The sequence below is a fragment of the Streptomyces sp. NPDC056479 genome, from assembly GCF_042795335.1.
Taxonomy (GTDB): Bacteria; Actinomycetota; Actinomycetes; order Streptomycetales; family Streptomycetaceae; genus Streptomyces.
This window is the reverse complement of sequence record NZ_JBHTRZ010000002.1, coordinates 324173-349651: the sequence shown is the minus strand read 5'-3', so window position 1 is coordinate 349651 and position 25479 is coordinate 324173. Positions and strand designations below refer to the sequence as shown.

19 protein-coding genes and 1 pseudogene are annotated in these 25479 nt (G+C 69.6%); 9 read left to right on the top strand and 11 right to left on the bottom strand.

Features of this window, described 5'->3' with window-relative positions; all coding sequences use genetic code 11:
• Window positions 1-300: 300 nt before the first annotated feature.
• The 5 genes and pseudogenes from ACFQ6S_RS07875 to ACFQ6S_RS07855 all read left to right on the top strand — a co-directional run.
• A pseudogene (locus tag ACFQ6S_RS07875) lies at window positions 301-1077 on the top strand (ABC transporter ATP-binding protein); the annotation flags it as partial.
• 137 nt (window positions 1078-1214) lie between these two features.
• Window positions 1215-2015, top strand: a complete 801-nt coding sequence (locus ACFQ6S_RS07870; protein ID WP_383404895.1) for an ABC transporter ATP-binding protein — start codon at window positions 1215-1217, stop codon at window positions 2013-2015.
• Window positions 2012-2911 (top strand): branched-chain amino acid ABC transporter permease, encoded by a 900-nt coding sequence (locus tag ACFQ6S_RS07865; RefSeq protein ID WP_383404893.1) that lies wholly within the window; start codon window positions 2012-2014, stop codon window positions 2909-2911. Before ACFQ6S_RS07870 ends, ACFQ6S_RS07865 begins: the two co-directional genes overlap by 4 nt.
• Window positions 2904-4043 carry a branched-chain amino acid ABC transporter permease gene (locus ACFQ6S_RS07860; RefSeq protein WP_383404891.1) on the top strand — a complete coding sequence of 380 codons (1140 nt, stop codon included), beginning with the start codon at window positions 2904-2906 and terminating at the stop codon, window positions 4041-4043. Before ACFQ6S_RS07865 ends, ACFQ6S_RS07860 begins: the two co-directional genes overlap by 8 nt.
• The gene (locus ACFQ6S_RS07855) at window positions 4040-5335 is read left to right on the top strand and encodes an ABC transporter substrate-binding protein (RefSeq protein ID WP_383404889.1); all 1296 of its coding nucleotides are present in this window, start codon (window positions 4040-4042) and stop codon (window positions 5333-5335) included. Before ACFQ6S_RS07860 ends, ACFQ6S_RS07855 begins: the two co-directional genes overlap by 4 nt.
• A 70-nt stretch (window positions 5336-5405) precedes the next feature.
• Here the strand turns inward: ACFQ6S_RS07855 and ACFQ6S_RS07850 are convergent, their stop codons facing one another.
• Complete coding sequence (locus ACFQ6S_RS07850; RefSeq protein ID WP_383404887.1) at window positions 5406-5840, bottom strand: subtilase-type protease inhibitor; 435 nt, start codon at window positions 5838-5840, stop codon at window positions 5406-5408.
• A 298-nt stretch (window positions 5841-6138) separates the two neighbouring features.
• Here ACFQ6S_RS07850 and ACFQ6S_RS07845 point away from each other — a divergent pair, with 298 nt between their 5' ends.
• On the top strand, window positions 6139-6804 hold the full coding sequence (locus ACFQ6S_RS07845) for a nitroreductase (protein WP_383404885.1): 666 nt from the start codon (window positions 6139-6141) through the stop codon (window positions 6802-6804).
• Between the two features lie 8 nt (window positions 6805-6812).
• Here ACFQ6S_RS07845 and ACFQ6S_RS07840 read toward each other — a convergent pair whose 3' ends face one another.
• Together ACFQ6S_RS07840 and ACFQ6S_RS07835 are read right to left on the bottom strand one after the other, a co-directional pair.
• Window positions 6813-9275: a SpoIIE family protein phosphatase gene (locus tag ACFQ6S_RS07840; protein WP_383404883.1), complete on the bottom strand. Its 2463-nt coding sequence runs from the start codon at window positions 9273-9275 to the stop codon at window positions 6813-6815.
• A 76-nt stretch (window positions 9276-9351) separates the two neighbouring features.
• On the bottom strand, window positions 9352-13623 hold the full coding sequence (locus tag ACFQ6S_RS07835) for a HAMP domain-containing protein (RefSeq protein WP_383404881.1): 4272 nt from the start codon (window positions 13621-13623) through the stop codon (window positions 9352-9354).
• 334 nt (window positions 13624-13957) lie between these two features.
• Here ACFQ6S_RS07835 and ACFQ6S_RS07830 point away from each other — a divergent pair, with 334 nt between their 5' ends.
• Together ACFQ6S_RS07830 and ACFQ6S_RS07825 are read left to right on the top strand one after the other, a co-directional pair.
• Window positions 13958-15574 carry a phospholipase D family protein gene (locus ACFQ6S_RS07830; RefSeq protein WP_383404879.1) on the top strand — a complete coding sequence of 539 codons (1617 nt, stop codon included), beginning with the start codon at window positions 13958-13960 and terminating at the stop codon, window positions 15572-15574.
• A 46-nt stretch (window positions 15575-15620) separates the two neighbouring features.
• Window positions 15621-16586 carry a YihY/virulence factor BrkB family protein gene (locus ACFQ6S_RS07825; protein ID WP_383404877.1) on the top strand — a complete coding sequence of 322 codons (966 nt, stop codon included), beginning with the start codon at window positions 15621-15623 and terminating at the stop codon, window positions 16584-16586.
• Window positions 16587-17141: 555 nt separating this feature from the next.
• Here ACFQ6S_RS07825 and ACFQ6S_RS07820 read toward each other — a convergent pair.
• The 5 genes from ACFQ6S_RS07820 to ACFQ6S_RS07800 all read right to left on the bottom strand — a co-directional run bounded on the left by ACFQ6S_RS07820 (window position 17142) and on the right by ACFQ6S_RS07800 (window position 21831).
• On the bottom strand, window positions 17142-17405 hold the full coding sequence (locus ACFQ6S_RS07820) for a GlsB/YeaQ/YmgE family stress response membrane protein (protein WP_383404875.1): 264 nt from the start codon (window positions 17403-17405) through the stop codon (window positions 17142-17144).
• Between the two features lie 70 nt (window positions 17406-17475).
• Window positions 17476-18312: a carbohydrate ABC transporter permease gene (locus ACFQ6S_RS07815; RefSeq protein ID WP_383404873.1), complete on the bottom strand. Its 837-nt coding sequence runs from the start codon at window positions 18310-18312 to the stop codon at window positions 17476-17478.
• Window positions 18309-19289 carry a carbohydrate ABC transporter permease gene (locus ACFQ6S_RS07810; RefSeq protein ID WP_383404871.1) on the bottom strand — a complete coding sequence of 327 codons (981 nt, stop codon included), beginning with the start codon at window positions 19287-19289 and terminating at the stop codon, window positions 18309-18311. Before ACFQ6S_RS07810 ends, ACFQ6S_RS07815 begins: the two co-directional genes overlap by 4 nt.
• Before the next feature lie 2 nt (window positions 19290-19291).
• The gene (locus ACFQ6S_RS07805; protein WP_383404869.1) at window positions 19292-20593 is read right to left on the bottom strand and encodes an ABC transporter substrate-binding protein; all 1302 of its coding nucleotides are present in this window, start codon (window positions 20591-20593) and stop codon (window positions 19292-19294) included.
• Window positions 20590-21831: an aminotransferase class V-fold PLP-dependent enzyme gene (locus tag ACFQ6S_RS07800; RefSeq protein ID WP_383404867.1), complete on the bottom strand. Its 1242-nt coding sequence runs from the start codon at window positions 21829-21831 to the stop codon at window positions 20590-20592. The genes ACFQ6S_RS07805 and ACFQ6S_RS07800 overlap by 4 nt, the downstream gene beginning before the upstream one ends.
• Before the next feature lie 233 nt (window positions 21832-22064).
• Here ACFQ6S_RS07800 and ACFQ6S_RS07795 point away from each other — a divergent pair, with 233 nt between their 5' ends.
• Complete coding sequence (locus tag ACFQ6S_RS07795; RefSeq protein WP_383404866.1) at window positions 22065-22793, top strand: FadR/GntR family transcriptional regulator; 729 nt, start codon at window positions 22065-22067, stop codon at window positions 22791-22793.
• A 94-nt stretch (window positions 22794-22887) separates the two neighbouring features.
• On the opposite strand, the gene ACFQ6S_RS07790 is transcribed toward ACFQ6S_RS07795, so the two are convergent.
• The 3 genes from ACFQ6S_RS07790 to ACFQ6S_RS07780 form a co-directional block, all read right to left on the bottom strand.
• On the bottom strand, window positions 22888-23757 hold the full coding sequence (locus ACFQ6S_RS07790) for an endonuclease/exonuclease/phosphatase family protein (protein ID WP_383406488.1): 870 nt from the start codon (window positions 23755-23757) through the stop codon (window positions 22888-22890).
• 247 nt (window positions 23758-24004) lie between these two features.
• On the bottom strand, window positions 24005-24772 hold the full coding sequence (locus ACFQ6S_RS07785) for a hypothetical protein (RefSeq protein ID WP_383404864.1): 768 nt from the start codon (window positions 24770-24772) through the stop codon (window positions 24005-24007).
• A gap of 19 nt (window positions 24773-24791) precedes the next feature.
• Complete coding sequence (locus tag ACFQ6S_RS07780) at window positions 24792-25316, bottom strand: MepB family protein (RefSeq protein ID WP_383404862.1); 525 nt, start codon at window positions 25314-25316, stop codon at window positions 24792-24794.
• Window positions 25317-25479 lie beyond the last annotated feature (163 nt).

The following is a 25479-nucleotide window of genomic DNA, read 5'->3' as shown; positions in this document are numbered from 1 at the left end:
GCGCGGGAACGAGCGCCGCGAACGGCTGTTTGGCACCGCCCCGTTGAGTGCACGCGTGCCCCCTCGCCTGAGTGCATGCGCACCCGCTCGCCCGAGTGCACACGCGCCCGCCCCGCCGATCCGTGGCCCGGCCTTCGGCACCACTGCCCCTGGGCACCCGCACAACCCCCGGCCACCTGCGTTGGGACCACGCAGCGACCTCGCCCGAACACCTGTACCGCCCGCCCGACCCCGTGCTGTCGTGGGCTGCCCCTCCCCCCGAAGCACCCGTGCCCGACGGCACGGATCCGAGGAGTCGTGATGCCCGAAGCACCACCGGACGAAGAGCCCGCCCTGTACGTCGAGGGCCTCGACGTGACCTACGGCCGCGCCCTGTCCGCCCTTCGTTCCGTGTCCCTGACCGTCCCGCACGGCACGGTCGTCGCCCTGCTCGGCGCCAACGGCGCGGGCAAGACGACCCTGTTGCGGGCGGTGTCGGGCACCCTGCGCCTGCACCGCGGCGCGATCACGGCCGGCCGTATCCGCTACGGCACCACGGAACTCGACGGGCGTGACCCGGTCGCCGCGGTGCGCGCCGGAGTCGTCCAGGTCCCCGAGGGCCGCCGGGTCTTCGCCGGGCTCACCGTCGACGAGAACCTGCGCAGCGGCGGTCTCGGTCTCGGACGGCGCCGCCCCGCTCAGGTCGCCGAGGCCCGGGACCGGGTCTTCGCGCTCTTCCCGCGACTGGCCGAGCGCACCCGGCAGGCGGCCGGTCTGCTCTCCGGCGGCGAGCAGCAGATGCTCGCCATCGGCCGCGCCCTGATGGCCGCACCGCGACTGCTCCTGCTCGACGAGCCCTCCCTGGGCCTCGCCCCGCAGATGGTGTACCGGATCGCCGAGGTCGTCCGCGAGATCAACACCCAGGGCACCGCAGTCCTGCTGGTCGAGCAGAACGCGGGCATGGCACTGTCCCTCGCCGACACCGCCCACGTCTTGGAGGTCGGAGAGGTCCGCCTCTCCGGGCCCGCCGACGAACTCGCCCGCACCGACGCCGTACGGCGCCTGTACCTGGGCGAGACCCCAGAGGCCATGGACGCCACAGAGGCCATGGAGACCCCAGAGGTCATGGACACCACAGAGACCATGAGGACCACAAACACCACGGAGACCACCTCGGACACGGAGACCAGCGAGGTCGCCAAGGCCGCCGGAACCACCGAGGGGCAGGGAGCCGCGTGACCGTCCGCGCCACCGCACCGCCCGAACTCGCCGTGACGGACGTGACAGTCCGGTTCGCCGGGCTCACCGCCCTGGACGCGGTGTCCTTCACCGTCGCCCCGGGCTCGATCCACGCACTCATCGGACCCAACGGAGCGGGCAAGTCGACCTGTTTCAACGTGCTGTCGGGGCTGTGCCGCCCGGCCGCCGGGGCCGTACGCCTCGGCGACGCCGAACTGACCCGGCTCGCCCCACACCGCATCGCCGCCCTCGGCGTCGCCCGCACCTTCCAGAACATCGTTACCACCCAGGGCACGGTCGCCGACAACCTGATGCTCGGCCGCCATGTCCTGTCCCGGGCCGGATTCGCCGCCAGCGCGCTGCGCCTGCCCCACGCACGGCGCGAACAGCGCGAACACCTCGACCGCGCCCGCGAGATCGCCGAACTCACCGGTCTGGCACAGCACTTCGAAAGCCCGGTCGCCCTGCTCTCCTACGGCGACCGCAAGCGAGTGGAGTTCGCCCGCGCCCTGTGCCTGGAACCCAGCGTCCTGCTGCTGGACGAGCCGGTCGCCGGGATGAACGCGGCCGAGCGCGCCCGCACGGCGCAGGTCGTACACGCCGTACGTGCCGAACTCGGCCTGTCCGTAGTGCTGGTGGAGCACGACATGGGGCTGGTGATGCGGCTCGCCGACGAGGTCACCGTCCTCGACTTCGGCCGGGTCATCGCGCACGGCACCCCGGACGAGGTCCGCAGTGACCCGGAAGTGCTGCGCGCCTACCTCGGCACCGGGGCCGAAGAGGAGGACGCGGCATGACCACCTTCCTGGACAACGTCTTCAACGGCCTCGCCCTCGGCGCGGTCTACGCCCTCGTCGCCCTCGGCTTCGTGATCATCTTCAAGGCGTCCGGGGTGATGAACTTCGCCCACGGCTCGCTGCTCCTGCTCGGCGGCTATCTCACCGCGGTACTCCACGACGACCTCGGCTTCGCGGCGGCCCTCGCGGTGTCCGTCCTGGTGACCGCGGCCGTGGCCGGGGCCATGGACCGCTTCCTGCTCCAGGCCGGCGGGGGAGCGGACCCGCACGCCGCCCATGTGCAGACCATCGTCACCATCGGCGTCGACATCGTCATCCTCACCGACCTGTCGCGGCGCATCGGCGGCGACCTGCTCACGCTCGGCGACCCGTGGGGCGACTCGGTCAGCGGGCTGGGTCCGGTGACCGTCGCCGACAGCCGCATCGCCGCGATCGTGGTCTCCACCGTGGTCATCGCCGGTGTCTTCGCCCTGTTCCGGTACACCTCCTGGGGCCTGTCGCTGCGCGCCTCGGCCGAGGACGTCGAGGCGGCCGCCCTGATGGGCGTACGGCTGGTGCGGGTGCGCACGCTCGCCTGGTGCCTGGCCGGTGCGCTGGCGGCCCTCGCGGCGGTCTTCCTCGCCGCGTTCCCGGCGCCCGGCCTGGAGCGCACCACGGGACAGATCGCCCTGAAGGCGTTCCCGGCGGCGATCCTCGGCGGCATGGCCTCGCCGCCCGGCGCCCTCGCGGGCAGCCTGCTGATCGGCCTGACCGAGGCGCTCGTCGCGGGCTACCAGTCCGATCTCCACGTCCTGGGCGAGGGGTTCGGCGACGTCGCCCCCTACGCGGTGATGGTGCTGGTCCTTCTGGTGCGGCCCACCGGGCTGTTCGGCGGAAAGGCGGCGGTCCGTGTCTGAGCGACTCTCCCGCGCCCGCGCCGTACGCCTCGGCTGGACCTTCGCCGCCGTCACCGTCCTGTGCGCGCTGCCGTTCTACCTCGACGCGTTCTGGCTGCGCATCGGCCTGTTCGCGATGGCGGCGGCCGTCGGGGCGGTGGGCCTCGGCCTGCTGTCCGGCACCGCCGGCCAACTCTCCCTCGGCCATGCCTTCTTCCTCGCCGTGGGCGCCTACGGCTACGTATGGCTGGCCGGTGAGCCCGGACCCGGGTTGCCCACCGCCCCGGCCGCCGTACTCGCGGTCCTGCTCGCCGGAGCGGCGGGCGGCCTGTTCAGCCCCGTCGCCGGCCGGGTGCGCGGCATCTACCTCGGCGTCGCCACCCTCGCCCTGGTCTTCCTCGGACACCACGTCCTGCTCACCGCGGACTCCGTCACCGGCGGATTCAACGGCCGTTCGGTGCCACCGCTGGAAGTGGGCGGCTTCTCCTTCTCCGCCGACTCCGAACTGACCCTGCTGGGTGTGCCGTTCGGCGCCGAGGAACGGCTGTGGTACCTGGGGCTCGCGCTGTTCGCGCTCACCTGGTTCACCGCCAGAGGCCTGCTCCGCGGCCGTCCCGGACGCGCCCTGGTGGCCCTGCGCGACAGCGAGACCGCGGCCGCGGTGATGGGCGTCGACGTCTCCCGCTACCGCTCGGCGGCCTTCGTGGTGTCGTCCATGTACGCGGGCCTGGCCGGGGTGATGCTCGCCCTCTCCTTCCGCCGCGTGGTGCCCGACTACTTCGGCCTCGTCCTATCGGTCGACTACCTCGCCATGATCGTCATCGGCGGGCTCGGATCGGTGGCCGGAGCCACCGTCGGCGCCGTGTTCGTCACGGCACTGCCGCTGCTGATGACCCGATACGCCGATCAACTCCCGCTGGTGGCCGCCCCCGGCACCACCGGCGGCACGGTCGGCCCCACCGAGGCGGCCCGCTACCTCTACGGAGCGTCGATCGTCCTGATCCTCCTCTTCGCCCCCGACGGCCTGCACGGCCTGGTCCGGCGCCTGCGCGCCCGCCTGCGCAAGCCCCGGACCGCACCACCACCCTCGAACGCCACCTCCCCGTCCCAGCCACCCGCGCCAGCCGTACGAGCCAAGGAGCCCACCCCGTGAAGCCCACGCACGACCACACGCACCGCGCCGCACCGCGCACCAAGCCGCTCCTGGCCGCGGCCCTCGCCGCCCTCCTGCTCGCCGGCACCGGATGCAGCTCCAAGGCCAACTCCTCCGACAGCGCGGGCGACGGCGCCGACGGCATCAAGACCGGGCCCGGAGTGAGTGACAAGACCATCAAGCTCGGCGCCCTGACGGACCTCACCGGCCCGTACGCGACCCTCGGCAAGAGCATCGTGCAGGCCCAGCAGATGTGGGCCGACGAGGTCAACGCCGACGGCGGCATCTGCGACCGCCGCGTCGAAATCGTCGTCAAGGACCACGGCTACGACGTCCAGAAGGCCGTCACCGCCTACGCCGACATCTCCGCGGACGTCGTGGCGATGCCCCAGGTCATCGGATCGCCCGTGATGGCCGCCCTGCTCGACGACATCGAGCGGGACAAGGTGCTCACCTTCCCGCAGGCCTGGGCCGCCTCCCTCCTCGACCGGGAGTCCGTGCAAGTCCTGGGCACCACCTATGACATCGACATGATCGCCGCGGTCGACTTCCTCACCCGCACCAAGGGGCTGGCGAAGGGCGACACGATCGGTCACGTCTACTTCGAGGGTGACTACGGCGCCAACGCGCTCGAAGGCTCGCAGTGGGCCGGGAAGAAGGCGGGCCTGAAGGTCGTCGGACAGAAGATCAAGGCCACCGACACCGATCTGTCCGCGCAGGTCTCGGCGCTGCGAAAGGAGGGCGTCAAGGCGATCCTGATCAGTGCCGGACCGGCCCAGACCGCCTCGCTGGTCGGCGTCGCGGCCTCCCGCGGCCTGAAGGTCCCCGTCGTCAGCAGCGCCCCCGGATACGCGCCGCAGCTGATGAAGACGCCGGCGGCGCCCGCCCTCACCGCCATGCTGAACATCGTCAGCGCCGCACCGGCCGCAAGCTCCGACCTGGCCGGGGTGCGCAAGATGGTCGCCTCGTACAAGAAGAAGTACCCGGACTCCCTGGTCGATGCCGGAGTTCTCTCCGGCTACAACGCCGCTCAGATCATGGGCGCCGACCTGAAGAAGGCCTGCGAGAACGGCAGCCTCGCCCGCGAGGACGTGGTCAAGGCGCACCGCGCCCAGTCCAACGTCGACGTCGGCCTCGGCACCGCGCAGGACTTCTCCGACAAGGCGCAGCCCGCGAGTTCCTCGACGTACGTGCAGAAGCCGGACGCCAAGGCGGTCGGAGCCGCGGTGAACGTGGAGGAGGCGCACACCGCGCCGGGTGTCGAGGAATACCTCGCCTCTCGGAGCCAGTGACCCCGGGGGCTCCCTGACGGCACGTCGGCCGGGCCGCGGCACCATCGCCGTGGCCCGGCATGACGGTGGCTCAGAAGGCGAATGCCGATGCTCCCTGAGTTTCCTTGATGCATGAATTGGCGAATGTGTGCTCGTAGTTCACGCGCGTACCCCGCCATACACCCACGATGGTGACGACAACGGGCCGGTACTCCCTCGTGCAGGGGCGTCCCGTGTCATTTCCGCGGAGGGTGGCCAGGCGGTCGAGGTCGCCGTTCACGCGATCCAGTTCCGCACAGGCCTGCCGCGAGTCGGGGTGAGTCCCCGAAGTGGTGTACGCACAGTTCAGCGTCACCGCGCGCTCCGGGGTCGCGCTGACGGCGCTCTCGCCGTGGCCGGTGGTGAGGACCAGGGCCGAGGGGGCGTACAGCGAAGCGGGGGCACTGTGGGCGGGCGTACTCAAGGGCCCCGCCACGGCTGCGGTGAGCAGAACTCCCGACATTGCCCAGCGTGTCATCGGTCGCATGGTGTGTCTCCCTTGTGGTCGTGGTGCTGAAGGCCTCGAAGTACCCGTCCTATTGCCTCTGTTTCAGGGCGGACAAGAATGAAGCACTCGCATCGCTTCAATTCAGACCAAATTGCCTATTGAATCACTGGCTTGATTGGCCAAGTGGGCTTCACGGTCGAGGAGGTGAGGGGTCTTGCGGGCTATTCGCCGGTTGCGGGTGTGGCCGAGGTGCCCGGGGTGTGAAATGGCCTGAATGTTGTGAGCGTTTCTTCGGTGGCGTGAGGGGACGCACCGAGAAGCAAGAGGACGATCAGACGTGGATGTGTATGAGGCCGTGAACAGTCGTCGAGCTGTTCGTGCCTTCCGCGATGACCCGGTGCCCAAGGAGGTACTCGAACGCGTGCTGGCCGCATCCTCGCGGGCTCCTTCGAGTGGGAACCTCCAGCCGTGGCTTGTGTACGTCGTGGCCGGCGAGCCCTTGGCCGAACTGAAGCGGCGCGCGACGGCCAGGGCACGGGCGGGAGACCCTGGTGATGAGCGGGAGTATCCGATGTACCCGGCCGAACTGGTATCGCCGTATCTGGACCGCTTCTCAGCCGCGGCCGCCCAGCGATACGAAGCGCTGGGAATCGAGCGCGACGACCTCGACAGGCCCAGGAAGATCGCCACCTTGAACTCGGAGGCCTTCGGAGCGCCGGTCGTGCTCTTCTGCTACCTCGACCGGACGATGGGGCGAGGGCAGTGGGGGGACGCGGGGATGTACCTGCAGACGGTCATGCTGTTGCTGAGGGCGGAAGGGCTGCACAGCTGCCCCCAGGTGATGTGGACGATGTATCGCAGGACCGTCAGCGAGATGGTCGGGGCCGACCACGGGCTCGTGCTGTTCTGCGGAGTCGCGGTGGGATTCGAGAAGGAGGGCGTCCCGCCGCTGCGTACCGGGCGGGCGGACATGACGGACACGGTGAGCTTCGTCGGACTGTGAGGGAGGGGCTAGGCGACCCGGACGCCCACGATGCAGGTGTCGTCGTCCGTGTCGGACCTGCTGTAGGTGAGCAGGCGGTCCAATTGCTGTTCGAGCGTGGGCCGGAGCGTGCGGGCGGCCGCGAGCAGTTGGGTCAGGGATTCCTCCACGGACCGGTCTCGGCGCTCGATCAGGCCATCCGTGTACATCAACAAGGTGTCGTCGATGGCCAGTTGGACCTCGTGTTCCTCGTACGTCGCCTGGGGTACGGCCCCCAGCAGCATGCCCTTGACCAGCGGCAGGGGCGTCGCTTCTCCGTCGCGTACCAGAACGGGCGGCAGATGGCCGGCCCTGGCCCAGCGCAGGGTGTGGCGCTCGGGGTCGTACAGGCCGCAGACCGCCGTCGCGGTGACGCCGCCGGTCAGATGGTGGGCCACCATGTTGAGCCAGGACAGCAACTGGGCCGGCCCGGCACCCGTCACGGCGAGGCCACGCAGCGCGTTGCGCAGGACGACCATGGTGGTGGCGGCGTCGATGCCGTGTCCGGCGACGTCTCCCACGCACAGCAGCACCAGCCGGGACGGCAGCACGACGGCGTCGTACCAGTCGCCGCCCACGAGCTGCTGGGTTTCCGCCGGCCGGTAACGAACCGCCACCTGGAGGCCGGGGGCGTCCAGGGGCGCCTGCGCCGGCGGCATGATCGCGTGCTGCAACTGGAGGGTGAGCCGGTTGCGTTCGCTCGCCTGCTGCTCGGAGTGGGCGAGCTGGTCACGTGTGGCGGCCAGCGCCACCTCCGTCCAGTGGTGCGCGGAGATGTCCTGGTAGGCGCCCCGTACGACGAACAGCCGGCCGTCGGAGTCCAGTTCCGGTTCGGCCACCACACGGATGTGCCGGGTCACCCCGTCGGGTCGCTGGAGCCGGAAGGCCGTGGACGCGGGACGGCGGTGGTGCAGCAGCGTACGCAGGAACCTGCCGATGGCGACGGTGTCGTCCGGGTGGGCATGGGCGGGCAGGTCCTCCAACGGAACCGGGCCGCTCGCGGGAGTCTTGCCGTAGAGGCTGTAGAGCTGGGCGTTCCAGGTGATCTCACCGGTGAGGAGGTTCTCCTCGAAACCGCCGATGCGACCGAGGCGCTGAGCGTGCTGCAGCAGGCTCGCCAGCCGTGCCGTCTCGTTCTCCGTGCGCCAGATGAGCAGGACGCAGCCGCCGTGCCGAGTGATGCCTATGTCGGCGACCGCTGCCAGCGGAACGTCGTCGACCAGCGCGGTCAGCCGCACCCGGCGGGCGCGGAAGGGCTCGCCCGTGGCGTAGACCCGTTCGATCTGCTCGAACAGCTCGCTCTCGCCGGCGACCATCGGGTACGCCTCGAGCAGCAGGGAGCCGTTGACGACGCCTCGGGGCCGCCCGCTCGGGTCGAGGAAGCGGTTGTTGACGTGGTGGATACGGAAGTCGACGAGTTCCCCGCCGTTGTCCAGATGCGGGACCAGTACCAGCGCCGGGTCGTGCAGACCGTCGGCCAGATCCATCAGCTCGGCGACGTCCGGCAGCACACCGGGCCGCCCATCGCCGTCCGGCTGGCGCGGGGCGGAGGTTTCCAGGGTGTGCGCGCACAGCTCGGCCAGGGCCTCGACCTGGCGGACGATCTGCGGGGACTGGGGCTCCAGCGGTGAGGGCCAGACGATCTCGAGCACTCCGTGGATCCGGCCGCCGGTGCCGGCCGGTACGGCGACCCGGCCGCCGTCCGGGTGCTGGTGCCGGCCGATGGAGGGCAGCCCGCTTTCCGACAGGGAGCCGATCCAGTGGCCGGTGGTCTCGCCGAGCCCGCGACGCGCCACGGTCGCCACGCCCGGCGGCACATACCGCCAGCGTCCCGCCTCCGCGACCGAGAACCCGGCACTGCCCGCCAGGCTGAGCGAGCCGTCGCCGCCCAGCGCCCAGATGGCCACCGCTTCCGCACCGAGCGGCCTGAGGGCGTGTTCCATCAGGGACTCGGCGACGGTCTGGGTGTCGGGGGCGGCCAGTGCACCGCTCTCGGCGGCCCGCAGCCGTACGGCGCAGGAGCCGCTCTCCGTCGCGTCGGTGGACTCCACACCGCCCGCCGTGTTCGCGAGGAACGCGGTGGCCACCTCGGAGAGCCGGTCGCGCGAAGCCTGGTTGATGACCTCGACGGCGAATTCGAGGGGCGCCATCCCGGCCTGCTCGGCAAGCTCTGCGAGTTGCCGTGCGGCCTGCGTCGGTCCGCACCCGAGCCGCTCGACCAGGATGCCCTTGGCCAGCTCGATCAGGGCCCGCCCGTCCGCCTCGGCCTGGGCCGCCCGCACCTCCCGGCGCAGCCGCTCCACGGTCGCCGCCAGCCTGCCGACGGGGGAGCGACGGCCGTCGTCGTCCCGTCCGCCCCCGTCGCTCCCGGCCACCGTGCCGGGCCGGGCGGCGGGAAGAGATTCCGCGCCGCCAGCGGTCTCCGGCTCGGTCGGATGGTGGGAATTGCTCACGGTTGACCTGTTCCTCGGCTGGGACGTCCGAGGACGCCGGACGGTCGGATGCTGCGCACGGCGGCTCGACCGCCCGTCACATGGACAGCCAGCGCTGGACGCGGCTGATGAGGTCGTTGGTGTCGACGGGCTTGGTGACGTAGTCGTTCGCCCCGGACGCCAGGCTCTTCTCCTGGTCCCCGGGCATGGCCTTGGCGGTGACCGTGATGATGGGCAGGTCCGCGTACTGGGGCATCGAGCGGATCTCCGTGGTGGCGGCGTAGCCGTCCATCTCCGGCATCATCACGTCCATCAGGACCAGCGAGACATCCTTGTGGGCAAGCAGCGTCTGGATGCCCTTGCGGCCGTTCTCGGCGTGCAGGACATGGAAGCCGTGGAGCTCCAGTGCCCCGCTGAGCGCGAAGAGGTTGCGCGCGTCGTCGTCGACCACGAGCACCGTACGGCCGACGAGGGCGTCGTCGACGACCTGTGCGACCGCGTGCTGGGGTTCCTCGGTGCGCACCAGCTGGAGCACGTCTCCGGGTTCCTCGGCGGACAGGTGCAGGGTGATGCGTTCGCGCAGCTCGTCCAGGCTGGAGAGGAAGTCCAGCGGGCGACCGTCGGCGCGTGAGCGCAAGAGCTGCTCCTGCGCCAGGTCCATGTGATGACCGGTGTGCACGAGCACCGGCACACTGGCCAGCGCCGAGTCACCTTCCATGGCCTGCAGCAGACGTGCGCCCTCGTCGTCGGGCATGCCGAGCTCCAGGACGACACAGTGGCAGGGGTCGGCGGCCAGTGTGCTCGCCGCCTCCTGCGCCCCGACCGCCGTGATGATGTCGATCGCCCCGAGCGGGTGGTCGGGGTCCGGTGCGATGTCAGCGACCGCGCGTTCGGCGACCAGGGTGAGCAGTCCGCGCGTACGGCCTTCGACGACGAGCAGTCGGCGCCTGCGCTCCGCGGGAGCCTTGATGGAGGGTGCGTCCGACGGCGAGGCCGGCAGGAGCTCGGCGGCGGTGGTGGGCGGCTGCTCCGCCGGCCGGCCGCCACCGTCGAGCACCATCTCGAAGTCGGCGCGTGCCACGGGAAGGTAGAGCGTGAAGGTGCTGCCCTGACCGGGCGTGCTGTCGACCGTGACCGCGCCGCCGAGCAGATGGGCGATCTCCCGGGTGATGGACAGGCCGAGGCCGGTGCCGCCGTACTTGCGACTGGTGGTGCCGTCCGCCTGCTGGAACGCCCCGAAGATCGTCTCCAGTTGCTGCTTGGGGATGCCGATGCCGGTGTCCTTGACACGGAAGGCCACCAGGGGACTGTCGCGGCGGACGCCCATGGGCACCTCCCGCTCCGCGGCACGTTCGATCCGCAGTTCCACGCCGCCCTGCTCGGTGAACTTCACCGCGTTCGACAGCAGATTGCGCAGGACCTGCCGCAACCGGGAGCCGTCGGTGAGCAGATCGGTCGGCGTGCCCGGTGCGGTGGCCACCGCGAAGTCCAGGCTCTTCTGCGTCGTCATCGGGCGGAACGTCGCCTCGACGTACTCCAGCAGCTCGCGCAGCGGGATGCATTCGGGAGTGACGTCCATCTTGCCGGCCTCGACCTTCGAGAGATCGAGGATGTCGTTGATCAGCTGCAGCAGGTCCGAGCCCGCCGAGTGGATGATGCCCGCGTACTCGACCTGCTTCGGCGTGAGGTTGCGCGAGGGGTTCTGCGCCAGCAACTGCGCGAGGATCAGCAGGCTGTTGAGCGGTGTGCGCAGCTCGTGGCTCATGTTCGCCAGGAACTCCGACTTGTACTTCGACGCCAGCGCCAGCTCCCGCGCGCGGGTCTCCAGTTCCTGCCGTGCCTGCTCGATCTGCAGGTTCTTGGCCTCGATGTCACGGTTCTGCGAGGCCAGCAGGGAGGCCTTCTCCTCCAGTTCGGCGTTGGAGCGCTGCAGTTCGTCCTGCTGGACCTGCAACTCCTCGGACCGGGCCTGGAGTTCGGCGGTGAGCCGCTGGGACTCGTCCAGCAGCTCGTCGGTGCGGGCGTTGGCCACGATGGTGTTGAGGTTGACGCCGATGGTCGGCATCAGCTGGGCGAGGAAGTCCTGGTGGATCTGGGTGAAGCGGGTGACGGAGGCCAGCTCGATCACACCGAGGACCTGGTCCTCGACCACGATGGGCAGTATCACCAAGGCACTGGGAACCGTCTGCCCGAGGCCGGAGGAGATGGTCACATAGCCCGGCGGCAGCTCCTCCACGCTGACGGTACGGCGGTTGCGCGCGGCCTGCCCGAGCAACGAGCGTCCGACGCGGACGCGTTCGGGCCGGTCGGTGTCGTCGGGACGGCCGTACGAGCCCACCAGCCGCAGTTCGGGCCCGCGCACGGTGTCCTCGGCGGCGTAGAAGGCGCCGTACTGCGCCGAGACCAGGGGCGCGAGCTCGTCCATGATGAGCTCGGCGACGACGGGAAGATCACGGTGGCCCTGCATCAGCCCGGAGATCCGGGCGAGGTTGGTCTTGAGCCAGTCCTGCTCCTGGTTGGCCCGTGTGGTCTCCCGCAGGGACCCCACCATGGAGTTGATGTTGTCCTTGAGTTCGGCGACCTCGCCCGATGCCTCCACGGTGATCGAGCGGGTCAGGTCGCCCTCGGCGACGGCGCTCGCGACCTCGGCGATGGCGCGGACCTGGCGGGTGAGGTTCCCGGCCAGTTCATTGACGTTCTCCGTCAGCCGCTTCCAGGTGCCCTCGACTCCCTCGACCTCCGCCTGTCCGCCGAGCCGTCCCTCGCTGCCGACCTCACGGGCGACGCGGGTGACCTCGGCGGCGAACGACGACAGTTGGTCGACCATCGTGTTGATGGTGGTCTTCAGCTCCAGGATCTCGCCCCGGGCATCGACGTCGATCTTCTTCGACAGGTCGCCGCCCGCCACCGCCGTCGTCACCAGCGCGATGTTGCGGACCTGGCCGGTCAGGTTGTTGGCCATGGAGTTGACGTTGTCGGTGAGGTCCTTCCACGTGCCCGCCACGTTCGGCACGTGCGCCTGACCGCCGAGCCGGCCCTCGGTGCCGACCTCACGGGCGACACGGGTCACCTCGTCGGCGAACGCGGAGAGCGTGTCGACCATCGTGTTGATGACGTCCGCCAGGGCGGCGACCTCGCCCTCGGCCTCGACCGTGATCTTCTGGGACAGGTCACCCCGTGCGACCGCGGTGGCGACCTTGGTGATCGAGCGGACCTGGCCGGTCAGGTTCGACGCCATCACATTGACGTTGTCCGTGAGGTCCTTCCACGTCCCCGAGGCGCCCCGGACGATCGCCTGGCCGCCCAGATTGCCCTCGGTGCCGACCTCCCGGGCGACGCGGGTGACTTCGTCGGCGAAGGCCGACAGTTGGTCGACCATCGTGTTGATCGTGGTCTTCAGCTCCAGGATCTCGCCGCGGGCGTCCACGGTGATCTTCTGTGAGAGGTCGCCCTGTGCGACGGCCGTGGCCACCTGGGCGACATTGCGAACCTGCGCGGTGAGATTGCCCGCCATGAAGTTCACGGAGTCCGTGAGGTCGCGCCAAGTGCCCTTCACCCCCTTGACGTCCGCCTGGCCGCCCAGGCGGCCCTCGGTGCCGACCTCCCGGGCGACGCGGGTGACCTCGTCGCCGAAGGCGGAGAGCTGGTCGACCATCGTGTTGATGGTGTTCTTGAGCTGAAGGATCTCGCCGCGGGCGTCCACGGTGATCTTCTGCGAGAGGTCGCCCTGCGCGACCGCGGTGGTCACCTGGGCGATGTTGCGGACCTGGGAAGTGAGGTTGCCCGCCATGAAGTTGACCGAATCGGTCAGGTCGCGCCACACCCCGCCCACCCCGGGCACCTGGGCCTGACCGCCGAGACGGCCCTCGCTTCCGACCTCGCGGGCCACGCGGGTGACTTCGTCGGCGAAGGCCGACAGTTGGTCGACCATCGTGTTGACGGTCTCCTTCAGCTGCAGGATCTCGCCCCGCGCGGGCACGTCGACCTTCTGCGACAGATCGCCCTTGGCGACCGCCGTCGCCACCTGCGCGATGTCACGCACCTGAGTGGTGAGATTGCCCGCCATGGCGTTGACCGAGTCCGTCAGATCGGCCCAGGTGCCCGAGACGCCCGGCACCTCGGCCTGGCCCCCCAGCGTTCCCTCGGTGCCGACCTCGCGCGCCACCCGGGTCACTTCCGAGGTGAACACCGACAGCTGGTCCACCATGCCGTTGAAGACGGTGGCGATGTCGCCGAGCAGGCCCTCACCGTCGGACGGCAACCGGGTGCCGAAGTCGCCGTCGCGCACGGCGGTCAGTCCGGCCAGCAGCTGCCGTAGCTCACGCTCGCCAGGGGCTCCGTCGACGGCCTCGATCGTCTTGCTCGTCATGCGCACCCTCGTTCCGCTCCCCAAGAGCCCTCGTACCGAGGACTCGGAACCGCGCCGGCCCGTGAAGGCCCACTCATCGTCCGGTTTCCGCTGTTCACGGGTTCGGCCGGATGAAAAGATCCGGTGAAGGTTAACTCAGTTGCCGAGCGACAACAAAAGCCTGGGGCGGGGGTTCCTGCAAGACGGCGAACTCGCCGCCGGGGACGCATACCCCGGGGGATTCGGGGTACTTGGACGCGTTCAGCGCAGCCGCCGTCACGACCGTGGGCTTCTCATCGGACGAAGTGGGTACCCGGGTGCCCTGTCTGGAGGACTTGGGCTGAGGACGTGGGCTGTGGAACTCACCGAATGGCTGCTGGCCCCGGGCGAACGGGGCAACGGCGCCACTCGTCTGGACAACCGCCGATCAGAACGAGTGGCTTGGTCGCGCGGCAACCTGGTGCGGCCCCTCGTCCATGGGGCGATGTACTTCCGGGCACTGCTCAGCGCGATCAGAGCGCAGCGCGCGGGGGACCTGCTGCTGTTCACCGATTGGCGGGGGGACCCGGACGAGCGCCTGGACGGCCCCGGCAGCGAGATCGGCCGGGTCCTGGCGGAGGCGGCCGAGCGCGGAGTGATCGTCAAGGGGCTGCTGTGGCGCTCCCACCTGGACCGCTTCCAGTTCAGCGAGGCGGAGAACCGCCACCTCGGCGAGGAGATCGAAGCGGCCGGCGGCGAATGCCTGCTCGACATGCGGGTGCGCCCCGGCGGCTCGCACCACCAGAAGCTCGTGGTGCTCCGCCACGTCGACCGTCCCGAGCTCGACGTCGCGTTCGTCGGCGGCATCGACCTGTGCCACAACCGCAACGACGACGCGACGCACCGCGGCGATCCGCAGTCACTGCGCATCGCCGCCGCGTACGGACCGCACCCACCGTGGCACGACGTCCAGCTCGCGATAAGCGGACCTGCCGTCGGCGACATCGAGGCAGTCTTCCGGGAACGCTGGGAAGACCCCGCACCACTCACCCGCAGCCCCCTCGTCCGCCTGCGGGAGCTCGCTCACCGCGAGGACACGGATGCCGACCGGCTACCACCGCAGACGTCCGACCCCCAGCCGTGCGGCACACAGACCCTCCAGGTCCTCCGTACCTATCCCAACCGGCTGCTGCGCGGCTACGACTTCGCCCCCGACGGCGAGCGCAGCATCGCCCGCGGCTACCGCAAGTCGCTCAGCCGGGCCCGGGCCCTGATCTACCTCGAGGACCAGTACCTGTGGTCACCGCACGTGGTGGAATGCTTCGCCGAGGCGCTGTCGGCCAACCCCGGACTACGCCTGATCGCGGTCATCCCCTCCGTCCCCGAACAGGACGGCCGACTCACCCTGCCGATGAACCTGATCGGCCGGATCACGGCGCTGGACAGGCTGCGCCGTGCCGGTGGCGGGCGCGTCGCGGTCTACGGGCTCGAGAACCACGCCGGGACACCGGTGTACGTACACGCCAAGGTCTGTGTGATCGACGACGTGTGGGCCTCGGTCGGATCGGACAACGTCAACCTCCGCTCCTGGACCCACGACTCGGAACTCACCTGCGCCGTGCTGGACGAGACCACAGACCCGCGCGAGCCGCGCGACCCCGGTGGTCTCGGCGACGGCGCACGTGGCTTCGCCAGGGATCTCCGCCTGGAACTGTCGCGCGAGCACCTGGACCTGGCCGCACCCCCGGCCCCGCACGCGCCGGACCCGCTGTGCGACCCCGCCAAGGCCTTCGACGCCTTCGCCGCGAGCGCCGCCGCACTGGACGCCTGGCACGACAACGGCCACCGCGGCCCGAGGCCTCCGGGACGCCTGCGCACCTATCGCCGCCCGAACCTTTCCCGTACGACCAAGACACTCTGCACGCCGCTGCATCGCCTCCTCATCGACCCGGACGGCCGGCCCTTCGGGATGCGGCGTCGCAACGAGTACTGATGCGCCGACGTGCGGGAGCAGCCGCACAGCTAGGAGCCTCGACGCCATGGGTACTGCCGTCCACGTCCCCCAGACCCGGGACATGATCGGGGACGAGCTCTCCGGAGACGAGGCGTTCGCCGCGTTGCGCCACTACGGGGGAGTGCGGCTGCTGATGGACTCGTTCGCACGGTTCCGTTACGCGGACGGCTTCACCAACGCGCGTGCGCTCGCCTTCCAGGTGGTGCTCGGGCTGGTGCCGTGCACCGTGGCGCTGGTCGGGCTGGCCACGTCGGTGCACACGGAGGGCGTGGGCCGGATCATCGAGCTCACACTCGGCCGGATCGTGCCGGGGGCGAGCGCCGAGATCGTCGAGGGCGCGTTCCAGGGGACCCGGCGGACCGCTCACGGCGATGTCTGGAGCACGCTCGCGCTGTGGCTCGGTCTGGGCTTCGCGCTGTTGAACCTCGCCTCGGCCATGGGGCAGATCGAGCGCGGCGCCAACCGTATCTACGGTATCGAGCGCGACCGCCCCCTTCCGCGCAAGTATGGGCGGGCGATGGTTCTCGCACTCGCCGCCGGTGTGCCCCTGGTGCTGGGGTTCGTCGTACTCGTCGCCGGCGAGGCCGTGGGCGACGCGGTGGCGGACTCCGCCGGCTGGGAAGGCGGCGGGCCGCAGTGGTGGGGTGTGCTCGACATCCCCGTGGGGCTCGCGCTGGCCTGGGTCGCCTCCGCCGTGATCTTCCGCTGGTCGCCCCGCCGGGTCCAGCCGGGCTACACCTGGCTGGCGTTCGGCTCGGCCGTGCACCTGCTGCTGTGGGTGTCGGCCACCTGGCTGCTGGCGCTGTACGTCGAGGAGAGCGGTGCCTTCGGCGCCGTGTACGGCCCCCTCACCGCCTTCATCGCCCTGCTGCTGTGGGCCAACCTCACCGCCGTGGCACTCTTCCTCGGCATCGCCTTCGCGGCGCAGCTGGAGGCGGCCCGCGCAGGCATCGAATCGGCGGTTCGGCCGGATCCTGGACCAGGTGCGTGAGGCGAGGCGACGGCCAAGACCGTGCGGGGATGCCGCCGCTTCGCCTGGCACCTGCCTGAGTGCAACCGAACCGGTATGGATCGGTGGCCGTGCAAAGCGCTCGGCCGATGCAAGAACACAGGGCGGGCTCGCAGCCGCCCGACTGGCTGCGGACGGCCATCCGGTGGTGGCCATCCAGCCGTGCGGAAACGACCGGGTCGGGCCGCTCAACCTCTGGGAAAGGCCGGAGGACTGGGCCGAGTCCGAGGATGCGACCGACTACGCCGGCTGGGGCACTTCCCTCGATGACGACGCGAAAGGCGCCCTCACCTTCCGGTTGTTCCCGCCCCTCGCTCCTGGGCCCCGGAGACACGAGGCCCACAGGTCTTCCGCCCTCACCGCAGCGGGTTCTCGAACTACAACATCGCAGCAGCAGGCCATGAGCCGCCGCGAATTCCAGTAGCTCGCCGAAGCTTCGTGTGGAGATCAAGGCCCGGATGTCAGAGATGGCCTTCCCGCCGGTGGCCGTGCCGCACCGGCCACCGGATTTGCTTCATGTGCTGTGAGACGGTCCGTTCAGCGGCGCAGCTTCACCTTGTTGACCGCGGCCACACCCAGTGCCGCGAGAGCGATCTGGAACAGCCACTCGACCCAGTCGACGCCCTTGGTGTCGGCGACGTCGAGGCCGGAGGCGATGCCGGTTCCGATGAACGCGGCGATGATGCCGACGGCGATGGTCCACAGGACGCCGATGCGCTGGCGGCCGGGAACCACGAGTCGGCCGAGAACACCGATCACAATGCCGATAACAATGGCGCTGAACACGCCCGAGATCTCCATGAGCGGTATGCCACCCCTCAATCGTTGGTGGCATACGAGTGCCCGTTCGAATCGATTTCAGTCCTTCGTCTCAGCCCTTCACCGCCCCCGACGTGAGGCCTTGAACGATATGACGGCTGGCGAAGGCGAACAGGAGCATGGTCGGCAGGATGGTGAGCACGGCCGCCGCGGACATCGAGCCCCAGTCGATGTTGAAGCTGGAGATGAAGCCGTTCAGGGCCGTCGGGACGGTCTTGTTGCTGTCGCTGTTCATGAGCGTCACCGACAGGAAGAGCTCGTTCCAGCAGTTGACGAAGTTGAAGATGAACGCGGCGATGATGCCGGGGCGCATCACCGGCAACAGAACCCGGAAGAGCGCTCCGAACCGGGACAGGCCGTCGATCATGGCGGCCTCTTCCAGCGCGTCCGGGATGTTCTCGAAGAAGCCGCGCAGCATCACCGTGCAGAAGGGGACGCACACCGCGATGTAGACGAGGATCAGGCCGAAGCGATTGTCGACCAGCTTCAGATCGGTCATCAGCAGGTAGAGCGGTCCCAGCGCGATGAACGACGGGATCATCTGGGTCACCAGCGCGGCCATCAGCAGTGCGGACTTGGTGCGGAACTCGAAGCGGGCCAGCACATACGCCGAGAGCATCGAGATCGCCGTGGCCGTCACGCCCGCCACGGTGGAGACGATCAGACTGTTGGTGAGGTACGTCCCGAAGTCGGCCGTGCCGAACAGGCCGCTGTAGTTCTCCAGGGAGAAGCGCTCGGGCCAGTAGGCGAGCGGGAAGTGGAAGATGTCGCCGGGCGCCTTGAGCGAGGTGACGGTGATCCAGTAGAGCGGGAAGACGGTGAAGAGCAGCCACACACCGAGGAAGGTGAACTTGACGGCCCGGCCGACCGCGGTCTCCTTGCCGATCACGGCCTCAGTCCCTTCTTCTCACGCGTGGCCATGAGGAAGAACACCGCGAACACCAGCAGCGCGGCCACCACGAGGAGGCCGAGCGCGGAGGCCCTGCCGTAGTCGCCCTGCTGAGTGATCTTGATCATCCAGGTGGTCACGATGTGCGTCTCGTTGTTGGGCCCGCCGCCGGTCATGCCGAAGATCAGGTCGGGGAAGTTGAAGATCCAGATCACCCGCAGCAGCACGGTCAGTGCCAGCGTGGTGCGGATGTACGGGATGGTGATCTGGAAGAGCGTGCGTGCCTTGCCCGCGCCGTCCAGCGCGGCGGCTTCGTAGAGCTCGTCGGGGATCGACTGGAGCGCCGCCAGGATCATGATCGCGAAGAAGGTGACGCCGTACCAGACGTTGGCGATGAGGACCGCCACCATCGCCGTCTTCGGGTCCGCCAGCCAGGCGATCGGCTCGTCGATCAGACCGGCCTTCTGCAGCAGGTCGTTGACGACGCCGAACTCGCTGTTGAACAGCCAGCGGAACAGGATGCCGATGAGGAATCCGGAGATCGCCCAGGGGAAGAAGATCAGCGCCTGGTAGAGGCCGCGGAAGCGGAAGCGGCGGCGCAGCCACAGCGCGAGGGCGAAGCCGATCACCAGCTGGGGGACGATCGAACCGACCACCCAGACCGCGGTGTTGCCCAGTACGGTGCCCCAGGCCGGGTCGGCGAAGACGTCGCGGAAGTTCTTGAGCCCGACCCAGGAAGTGTCGGTCAGGTCGGTCAACTTCCAGTTGCGGAAGGCCATCTGGCCGCCCGCGATCATGGGGTAGTAGGTGAAGACCGCCACGAAGACCGCGGCCGGCGCCATGAAGGCGGCGATGCTCAGGCCGCGCCGGGTGGTGAACTCCCGTCGGCGGCCCCGCTGGGGGAGACCTCGCTTGCGAGAGGCCTCCCCACCGCCCGGCGCCGGCGTCTTCGCCGTAGTCGTTGAAGCGACGGACATGTCTACTGCTCCTGCCGCCACTTCTCGGTCCAGTACGCGTCCCAGCCCGCCAGCAGTTTCTTGGGCGTCGTCTTGCCGAGGATCAGCTTCTGTACGTCGGCGTCCGCCTTCTGCTGCCACTCGGCCCACCAGGTGACTCCTCGCGGCTGGGTGACGACCAGGTACTGCTCCGGATGCTCGGTCATGGTGACGTAGCTCGACCAGGGGCCGGTCCTGTAGAAGGAGTCGCTGCTCGCGGACTTGAGGATGGGCACAAGGCTGTTCTTCTTGGTGAACGTCGTCGACGCCTCGCCCTCGGAGAGGAACTCGACCAGCTTGACGGCCTCGGCCTTGTGCCCGCTGCCCTTGGCGACACCCCACCCGGCGGTGGCCAGCGGCTGCACGGTCTTGCCGCCGGGCCCGGCCACCAGCGGCGCGGTGCTCCACTGGTCCTTCGAGATCGACTTCGACTTCGAGACCGTGGCGATCACCTCGGGGTCCTGCAACAGGAACGCCGTCGACCCGTTGGAGAAGGCCTCGACCATCTCCGGATAGCCCCAGGAGACGGACGACTTGGGAGAGGCCTGCTTGAAGAGCTCAAGGTAGTTCTCGATCGCGTCCTCCGCCTCGGGGGCGGAGAAGATCGTACGGCCGTTCTTGAGCTTGAAGCCGTTGGCCGGGTCGACATGGTCGGCGAGGTAGGCCTCGATGGCGGCGGTGGCATTGCTGTTGGAGTTGGCGCCACCGCGGAAGGCGTAGCCGTAGCGGCGCTTGGCCGGGTCGTGAACAGCGGAAGCCTGCTCCACGAGTTCCGCCCAGCTGGCCGGCGGCTTGCTGAAGCCCGCCTCCTTGATCAGGTCGGTGCGGTAGAAGAGGCTCAGACCGTAGAAGCCGTACGGGACGAAGTACGTCCTGCCCTTGGCGTCCTTGGAGGCTTTGACGGCGTTCTCCGTCATGCCCTCCCAGCCCTTCCAGCCGTCGAGGTCCTTCTTCATGTCGTAGAGCCAGCCGTTGTTCGACCAGGGCCCTACGGTGATGTCGCGGACCTCCAGCACATCCACTCCGCTGCCGGACTGGAGCATCTGCTGGAGCTTCTGGTCGGCCTGCTCGGTGGGCGGGGAGACCAGGTTGACCTTGATCTTGGGGTTCTGCTGCTCGAAGTCGGCTATGAGGTCCTTGAGCAGGTCGGTGCGGGTGGGGTTCGTCAGGCTCTCGACCATGTTGAGGGTGACTGTTCCGTTCGCCTCGGGGCTCATGGTGGAACAGCCGGTCAGGACCATCGCGGCGGCGGTGCCGAGCGCGAGAGCTGCCGTCCTTCTTCTCATTGTGCTGACCTCTTCCCTGAGTTTTCTCGGGCCCACTTGCCGAGGACGGGGACGCATTCCTCGGCGAAGTACTCGTAGTCGGCGGCGGTGTTGTAGACGTGGGCGGACAGGCGCATGTAGCCGACGCCGTCGAAGCTGGTGAAGGCCGCCTCCACACCCAGTTCGAGGGCCACCCGGTCGCGCAGTGCGTCGGCCTCGATCCGGTCGGCGGCGAGGCCGTCCGGGAGGCGCACCAGACGCATGCCGGGCACGGGCATGCCGACGTCGACCGCGCGGTCCGCGCCGGTCGGCTCGGCGAGCGCGGTGCCGATGACATGGGCGCCGTAGTCGGCCAGTTCGTCCATGTAGCGGCGGGCGGCGGGCCACCCCCAAGCGCGCTCGACGAAGGCGAGGGACGTCGGCGCGGCCAGGTAGGCGGTGGCGTCGATGGTGCCCTGCTGGTCGAAGCGGTCGGGGAAGGGGTCGGCCGCCGCCCACGAGTCGATGAGGGGGTGGAGCCGGTCGCGCAGCGGGCCGCGCGCGACCAGCGCCGCGGTGCCGCGTGGGGCACAGCCCCACTTGTGCAGATTGCCGGTCCAGAAGTCGTATGTGGCATCGGCGAGCGGGTCGGCGAGCAGCCCCGGCGCGTGCGCGCCGTCGACGAGGACGGGGATGCCGCGCCGGCGGGCCTCCGCCCCGATGCGTTCCACGGGCAGCCGCCGCGCGGTGGCCGAGGTGATCTGATCGACGACCACGAGCTCGGTGGCGTCGCTGAACTCGCCGGCCACGGCCTCGTACGCCTGGTCCTCGTCCGCGTCCAGCGGCACTCGGGCGGTACGGACCCGGCCGCCCCACCGACGTGCCAGCCGCTCGGCACCCATCGTGACGGCGCCGTAGCCGTGGTCGGTGACGAGGATTTCCCCGCCGTGGCGAACCGGGAGGGCGGCGTAGACGACGCTCGCGCCGGCACTGGCATTCGGTACGAGGGCAAGGTCGTCGGCACTGACGCGCAGGAAGTCGGCGAGCTCGGCACGGGTGGCGGCGAGCCGCTGCGGTAGCGCGGGGAACCACACCACGGGCGAGCGCTCCATCTCCACCCGCAGCAGTTCCTGCCGCTCCTGCGCCACCAGCGGAACCGCCCCGAAGGAGCCGTGGTTCAGGTGCTTGAGGGCAGGATCCAGCGACCACGCCCGCTCGGCGGGCCGGCCGTCCGCCAGCAGCAGAGGGCGCGGTGCGATGGTCACCTCGGTCTCGCTCACAGGACTCCACATCTGGACAGGGACAAGCCCGCGGAAGCTCACACTCCGTTCCGGGACTCATATGATGACTCGGCATCCTGCACGGCTTCCATGGCGGAAACAAGGGTCGTACAGTGAAAGTCATCAGATGACTTTGGGGGACGAGGCGCATCCGACACATCTGGGACTCGCTAGAGTGCTCCGAGGGGACCGCGGCGTGATCGCGGGCCCGTCAGGGGAGGAAGAGGGGACGGATGTCCGCAGTCGAGAGGGCGTTCCACGGCCTACGGCACATGATCGCCACGGGGCGCCTCGGCCCGGGCGAACGCATTCCGCCCGAGGGGGACCTGTGTGAGGAGCTGGGTGTCTCACGAGGGTCCCTGCGCGAGGCCGTACGGATGCTCGCCGCCCTGGGCGTCATCGAGCCGCGGCACGGCTCGGGGACGTACGTCTCACAGCTGAGGCCCGAGGATGTGATCGGCAGCCTGTCCCTGACGCTCGAACTCCTCCCGCTTTCGGGCCTGTTGGAGGTCTACGAGATCCGGCGCGTCCTCGAGGCCCACGTCGCCGCCCAGGCGGCCGCCCGCTGCACGCCGGAGACGGTGCGCACGCTCTTCTCGCTCATCGAGGACATGGAGGCCACGAGCGACCCCACCAAGGCCTCCGAACTCGACCACCGCTTCCATGCGGAGATCGCCCAGGTCGGCGGCAACCCCACCCTGGCCTCCCTGTTGGCGGTCTTCCGCGCCCGCTCCCGCAAATACCAGGTCTTCACCCTGCCCGAAGGCCCTGAACTGCGCAGGAAGAGCGACGACGACCACCGCGTCCTGGCCACTGCCATCGCCGACCGTGACCCCGTCGCCGCGGCCGGTGCGGCACAGGCACACGTCGCGCAGACAGAGCGGTGGCTGCGCGCGTTCATGCCGCCGGTGGAGGAGGTCGACGGGTCGGAAAAGCCATCACGGAAGGGTGGGTCGGCCTGACGGCTGCGGATCGCGGCGCACGCGCTGGATTTCCGGCAGCCGGGTCGAACCGACCCCTGTGCCGGTCATGGCTGTTGCGGTCTCCATGACTCGTTCAACCCAGTGTGACCCGAGCGAGGACCGGTAGGTGGTCGCTGCCGGTGGCGGACAGCGTGCGTATGTGGCCCACGGTCGCTGAACGGGCCATGACCTGGTCGATTCGGGCCAGGGGAAAGGCCTCGGGGAAGCTGAAGGCGAAGCCGCGCGCCGCTGTGTTCAGCCGTGAGGTCAGTGGGGTCAGCCCACGGTCGTCCACGGTGCCGTTGAGATCGCCGAGCAGGAGGACCCTCTTCAGGTTCTCGGCCGCGATGGCCTGGCCCAGCAGGCGGGCGCTCTCGTCGCGCCCGGAGGAGGCGAGGCCGCTCGCCCGGATGCGGACCGAGGGCAGGTGCGCGACGTACGCCGCGATGTCGCCATGCGGCGTGTGGACCACGGTCCGCAATCCGCGACTCCAACTCTCGGTGATCTGCCGGGGTTTGATGTCCACCGGCCGGGCACCGGTCAGCGGGTGCTTCGACCAGAGCCCGACGGTGCCCCGGACGGCGTGGTAGGGGTAGTCCGAGGCCAATGTCTGCGCGTACACCGCCAGTGCCGGTGGCACCAGCTCCTCCAACGCGATGAGATCGGGCTCGGCGCCGGCCAGGGCGCGTGCCGTGCCCGCCGGGTCGGTGTTCTCGTCGCTGACGTTGTGCTGCACCACGACCAGGTCATGCGGGCCAGGGGCCGACCCGGGCAGGAGCAGGCCGCCGAACAGATGCGTCCAGGTTGCCACCGGCAGCAGCAGCGCCAGCAGCGCGATGCCCGAACGGCGGGGCAGCGCCAGGACGAGAAGCGCCATGACCACCAGTCCGAGCCATGGAAGGAACGCTTCCAGCAGACTGCCCAGGCGACCAACGGAGTTGGGCACCGCCCGATGGAAGGCCATGAGCCCGCCCGTCACCACCGCGAGCAGCGCGAGCACCTGGCCGCGCCTCCAGCCCGGCCGCCACCCTTGCTCCCGTTTCGTGCTCCCGTCCGCCGCCGGCCGGGACCGGCACCCGGTCCACCGGCCCACGGATGTCATGCCCTCCACCACGGTGTCCCATCTGTCTTATTGACCTTGCTGCCCAGGACGGTTCACCAGCGGCGTTCAGTTCCGGCAGCCCCACCGGCACCCTCAGGGCACATACGGCTCAGGAGCAGGAGTGAAGCGCATCGTCCCAGGCACGGGGACTGCGGTAGTGGTTTTTGTGCCCTGCCGCGAGCACGTGGCGCAGCTCCGCGAGGTGCTGGGTGCCCGTAGGGAGATCCAGTTGGGCGAGGAGGGCCAGAGCTGCGGTCGGTTCCAGGTCGCCGTAGACGTCGTGGTAGCTCGCCCGGAGGCCCTTGAAGAGGGCGGTGTGCAGGGCTGGAAGCCGCACGGAGGTGCGGTACGCCGGCTCCTTCACCGGCCAGGGCACGGGGCCCGAACACTCCAGAACCCGACCGGCCCGGCGCAGCAGCGCTGCCGATGGTTCGGCCACCAGTCGTTCGATGTCGTTGCCGAGCACCTCGGCGAAGGCCGTCGCGGCAGTAGCGCGGTCCTCGAACCAATCGACCCACAGCGAGTAGGTGAGCGCCTCGGCGTCCCTGTCCGCCTCCAACCGCTGACGGTAGCCATCCCAGAGCACGTCGGCCGGCAGGGGACCCCCCGCACTCTCATGCGCGAACCGCATCTCGCACGTCACCCAGTACTCGTCGAGGAGATCCAGCAGCCCAAAGGCCAGCCGTACCTGGTCGGCTGCCGGTGTGTCCTCGGCGAATACGTCGCCTGCCCAGGAATGCGCCACTTGGCCGGCCGTGAGCAACACGCTCGGTGTCTCGGCGCTCACCCACCCGTCGTGCACTTGGCTGACGCCCTGATCGGCGAGCCAACGCCGCGCGGCCTGCATGGCTTTGGTCTGCATGGCTTGCATCTCCATCTCGATCAGGCAGGTGCCTCTACGGGTGGTAGAGGGCTTTGGCACGCGCCACGTCGACGGGTTCGGCCTGCCCGAGATACAGGAAGTAGTTCACCTGCCACGCCTGAGAGCCGTGTGCCTGACGATTCGCCGTGGTCACCCACGGCGGGTAGACGCGGAACCCTCGCTTGCCGCCGGAGCCGTTCCGGGACACGATGCCGCGCCGGCACAACACCTCTCGCGGGAACACGAACTGTCCGAAGTGACCGCTGTCGCGGCTGCTGATGACGAAGAGATCAACCCCGTCCTCGGCATCGAAGGGCCGGATCGGGCCCTCCTTGGATCGCTGCCACACGGTGACGAACTGGCCCACCTTCGTCGGGGTGGTCTTGGCCACGCGGAACCTGACCGACAGCCCATCGAGTGTGAACCCGTGCGCCGCGTACTCAGCACTCTTCGGTTCGGGCACCGGTTGTGCGCAAGCAAAGCCGCTCGGGTCGTACACCAATGTCTTCGCCGCGAGCAGGTCGCCATGAAGCCCTGCCCAGGGCTGATTCGCCGCCATCCGTACATCCTGCCATCACGTCCACCATGCATCGCCGAGTGCACAGGGCTGCTGTTCAGCAACGGGATGTGACTAGTCGGGGCCGATCGGTGGAGCGGCGGCGTGCCTCGGCCGAGAGGGCGGTGGCGGGTGGAGGATCGGTGGCGCGGCGCCCAGGGACGGG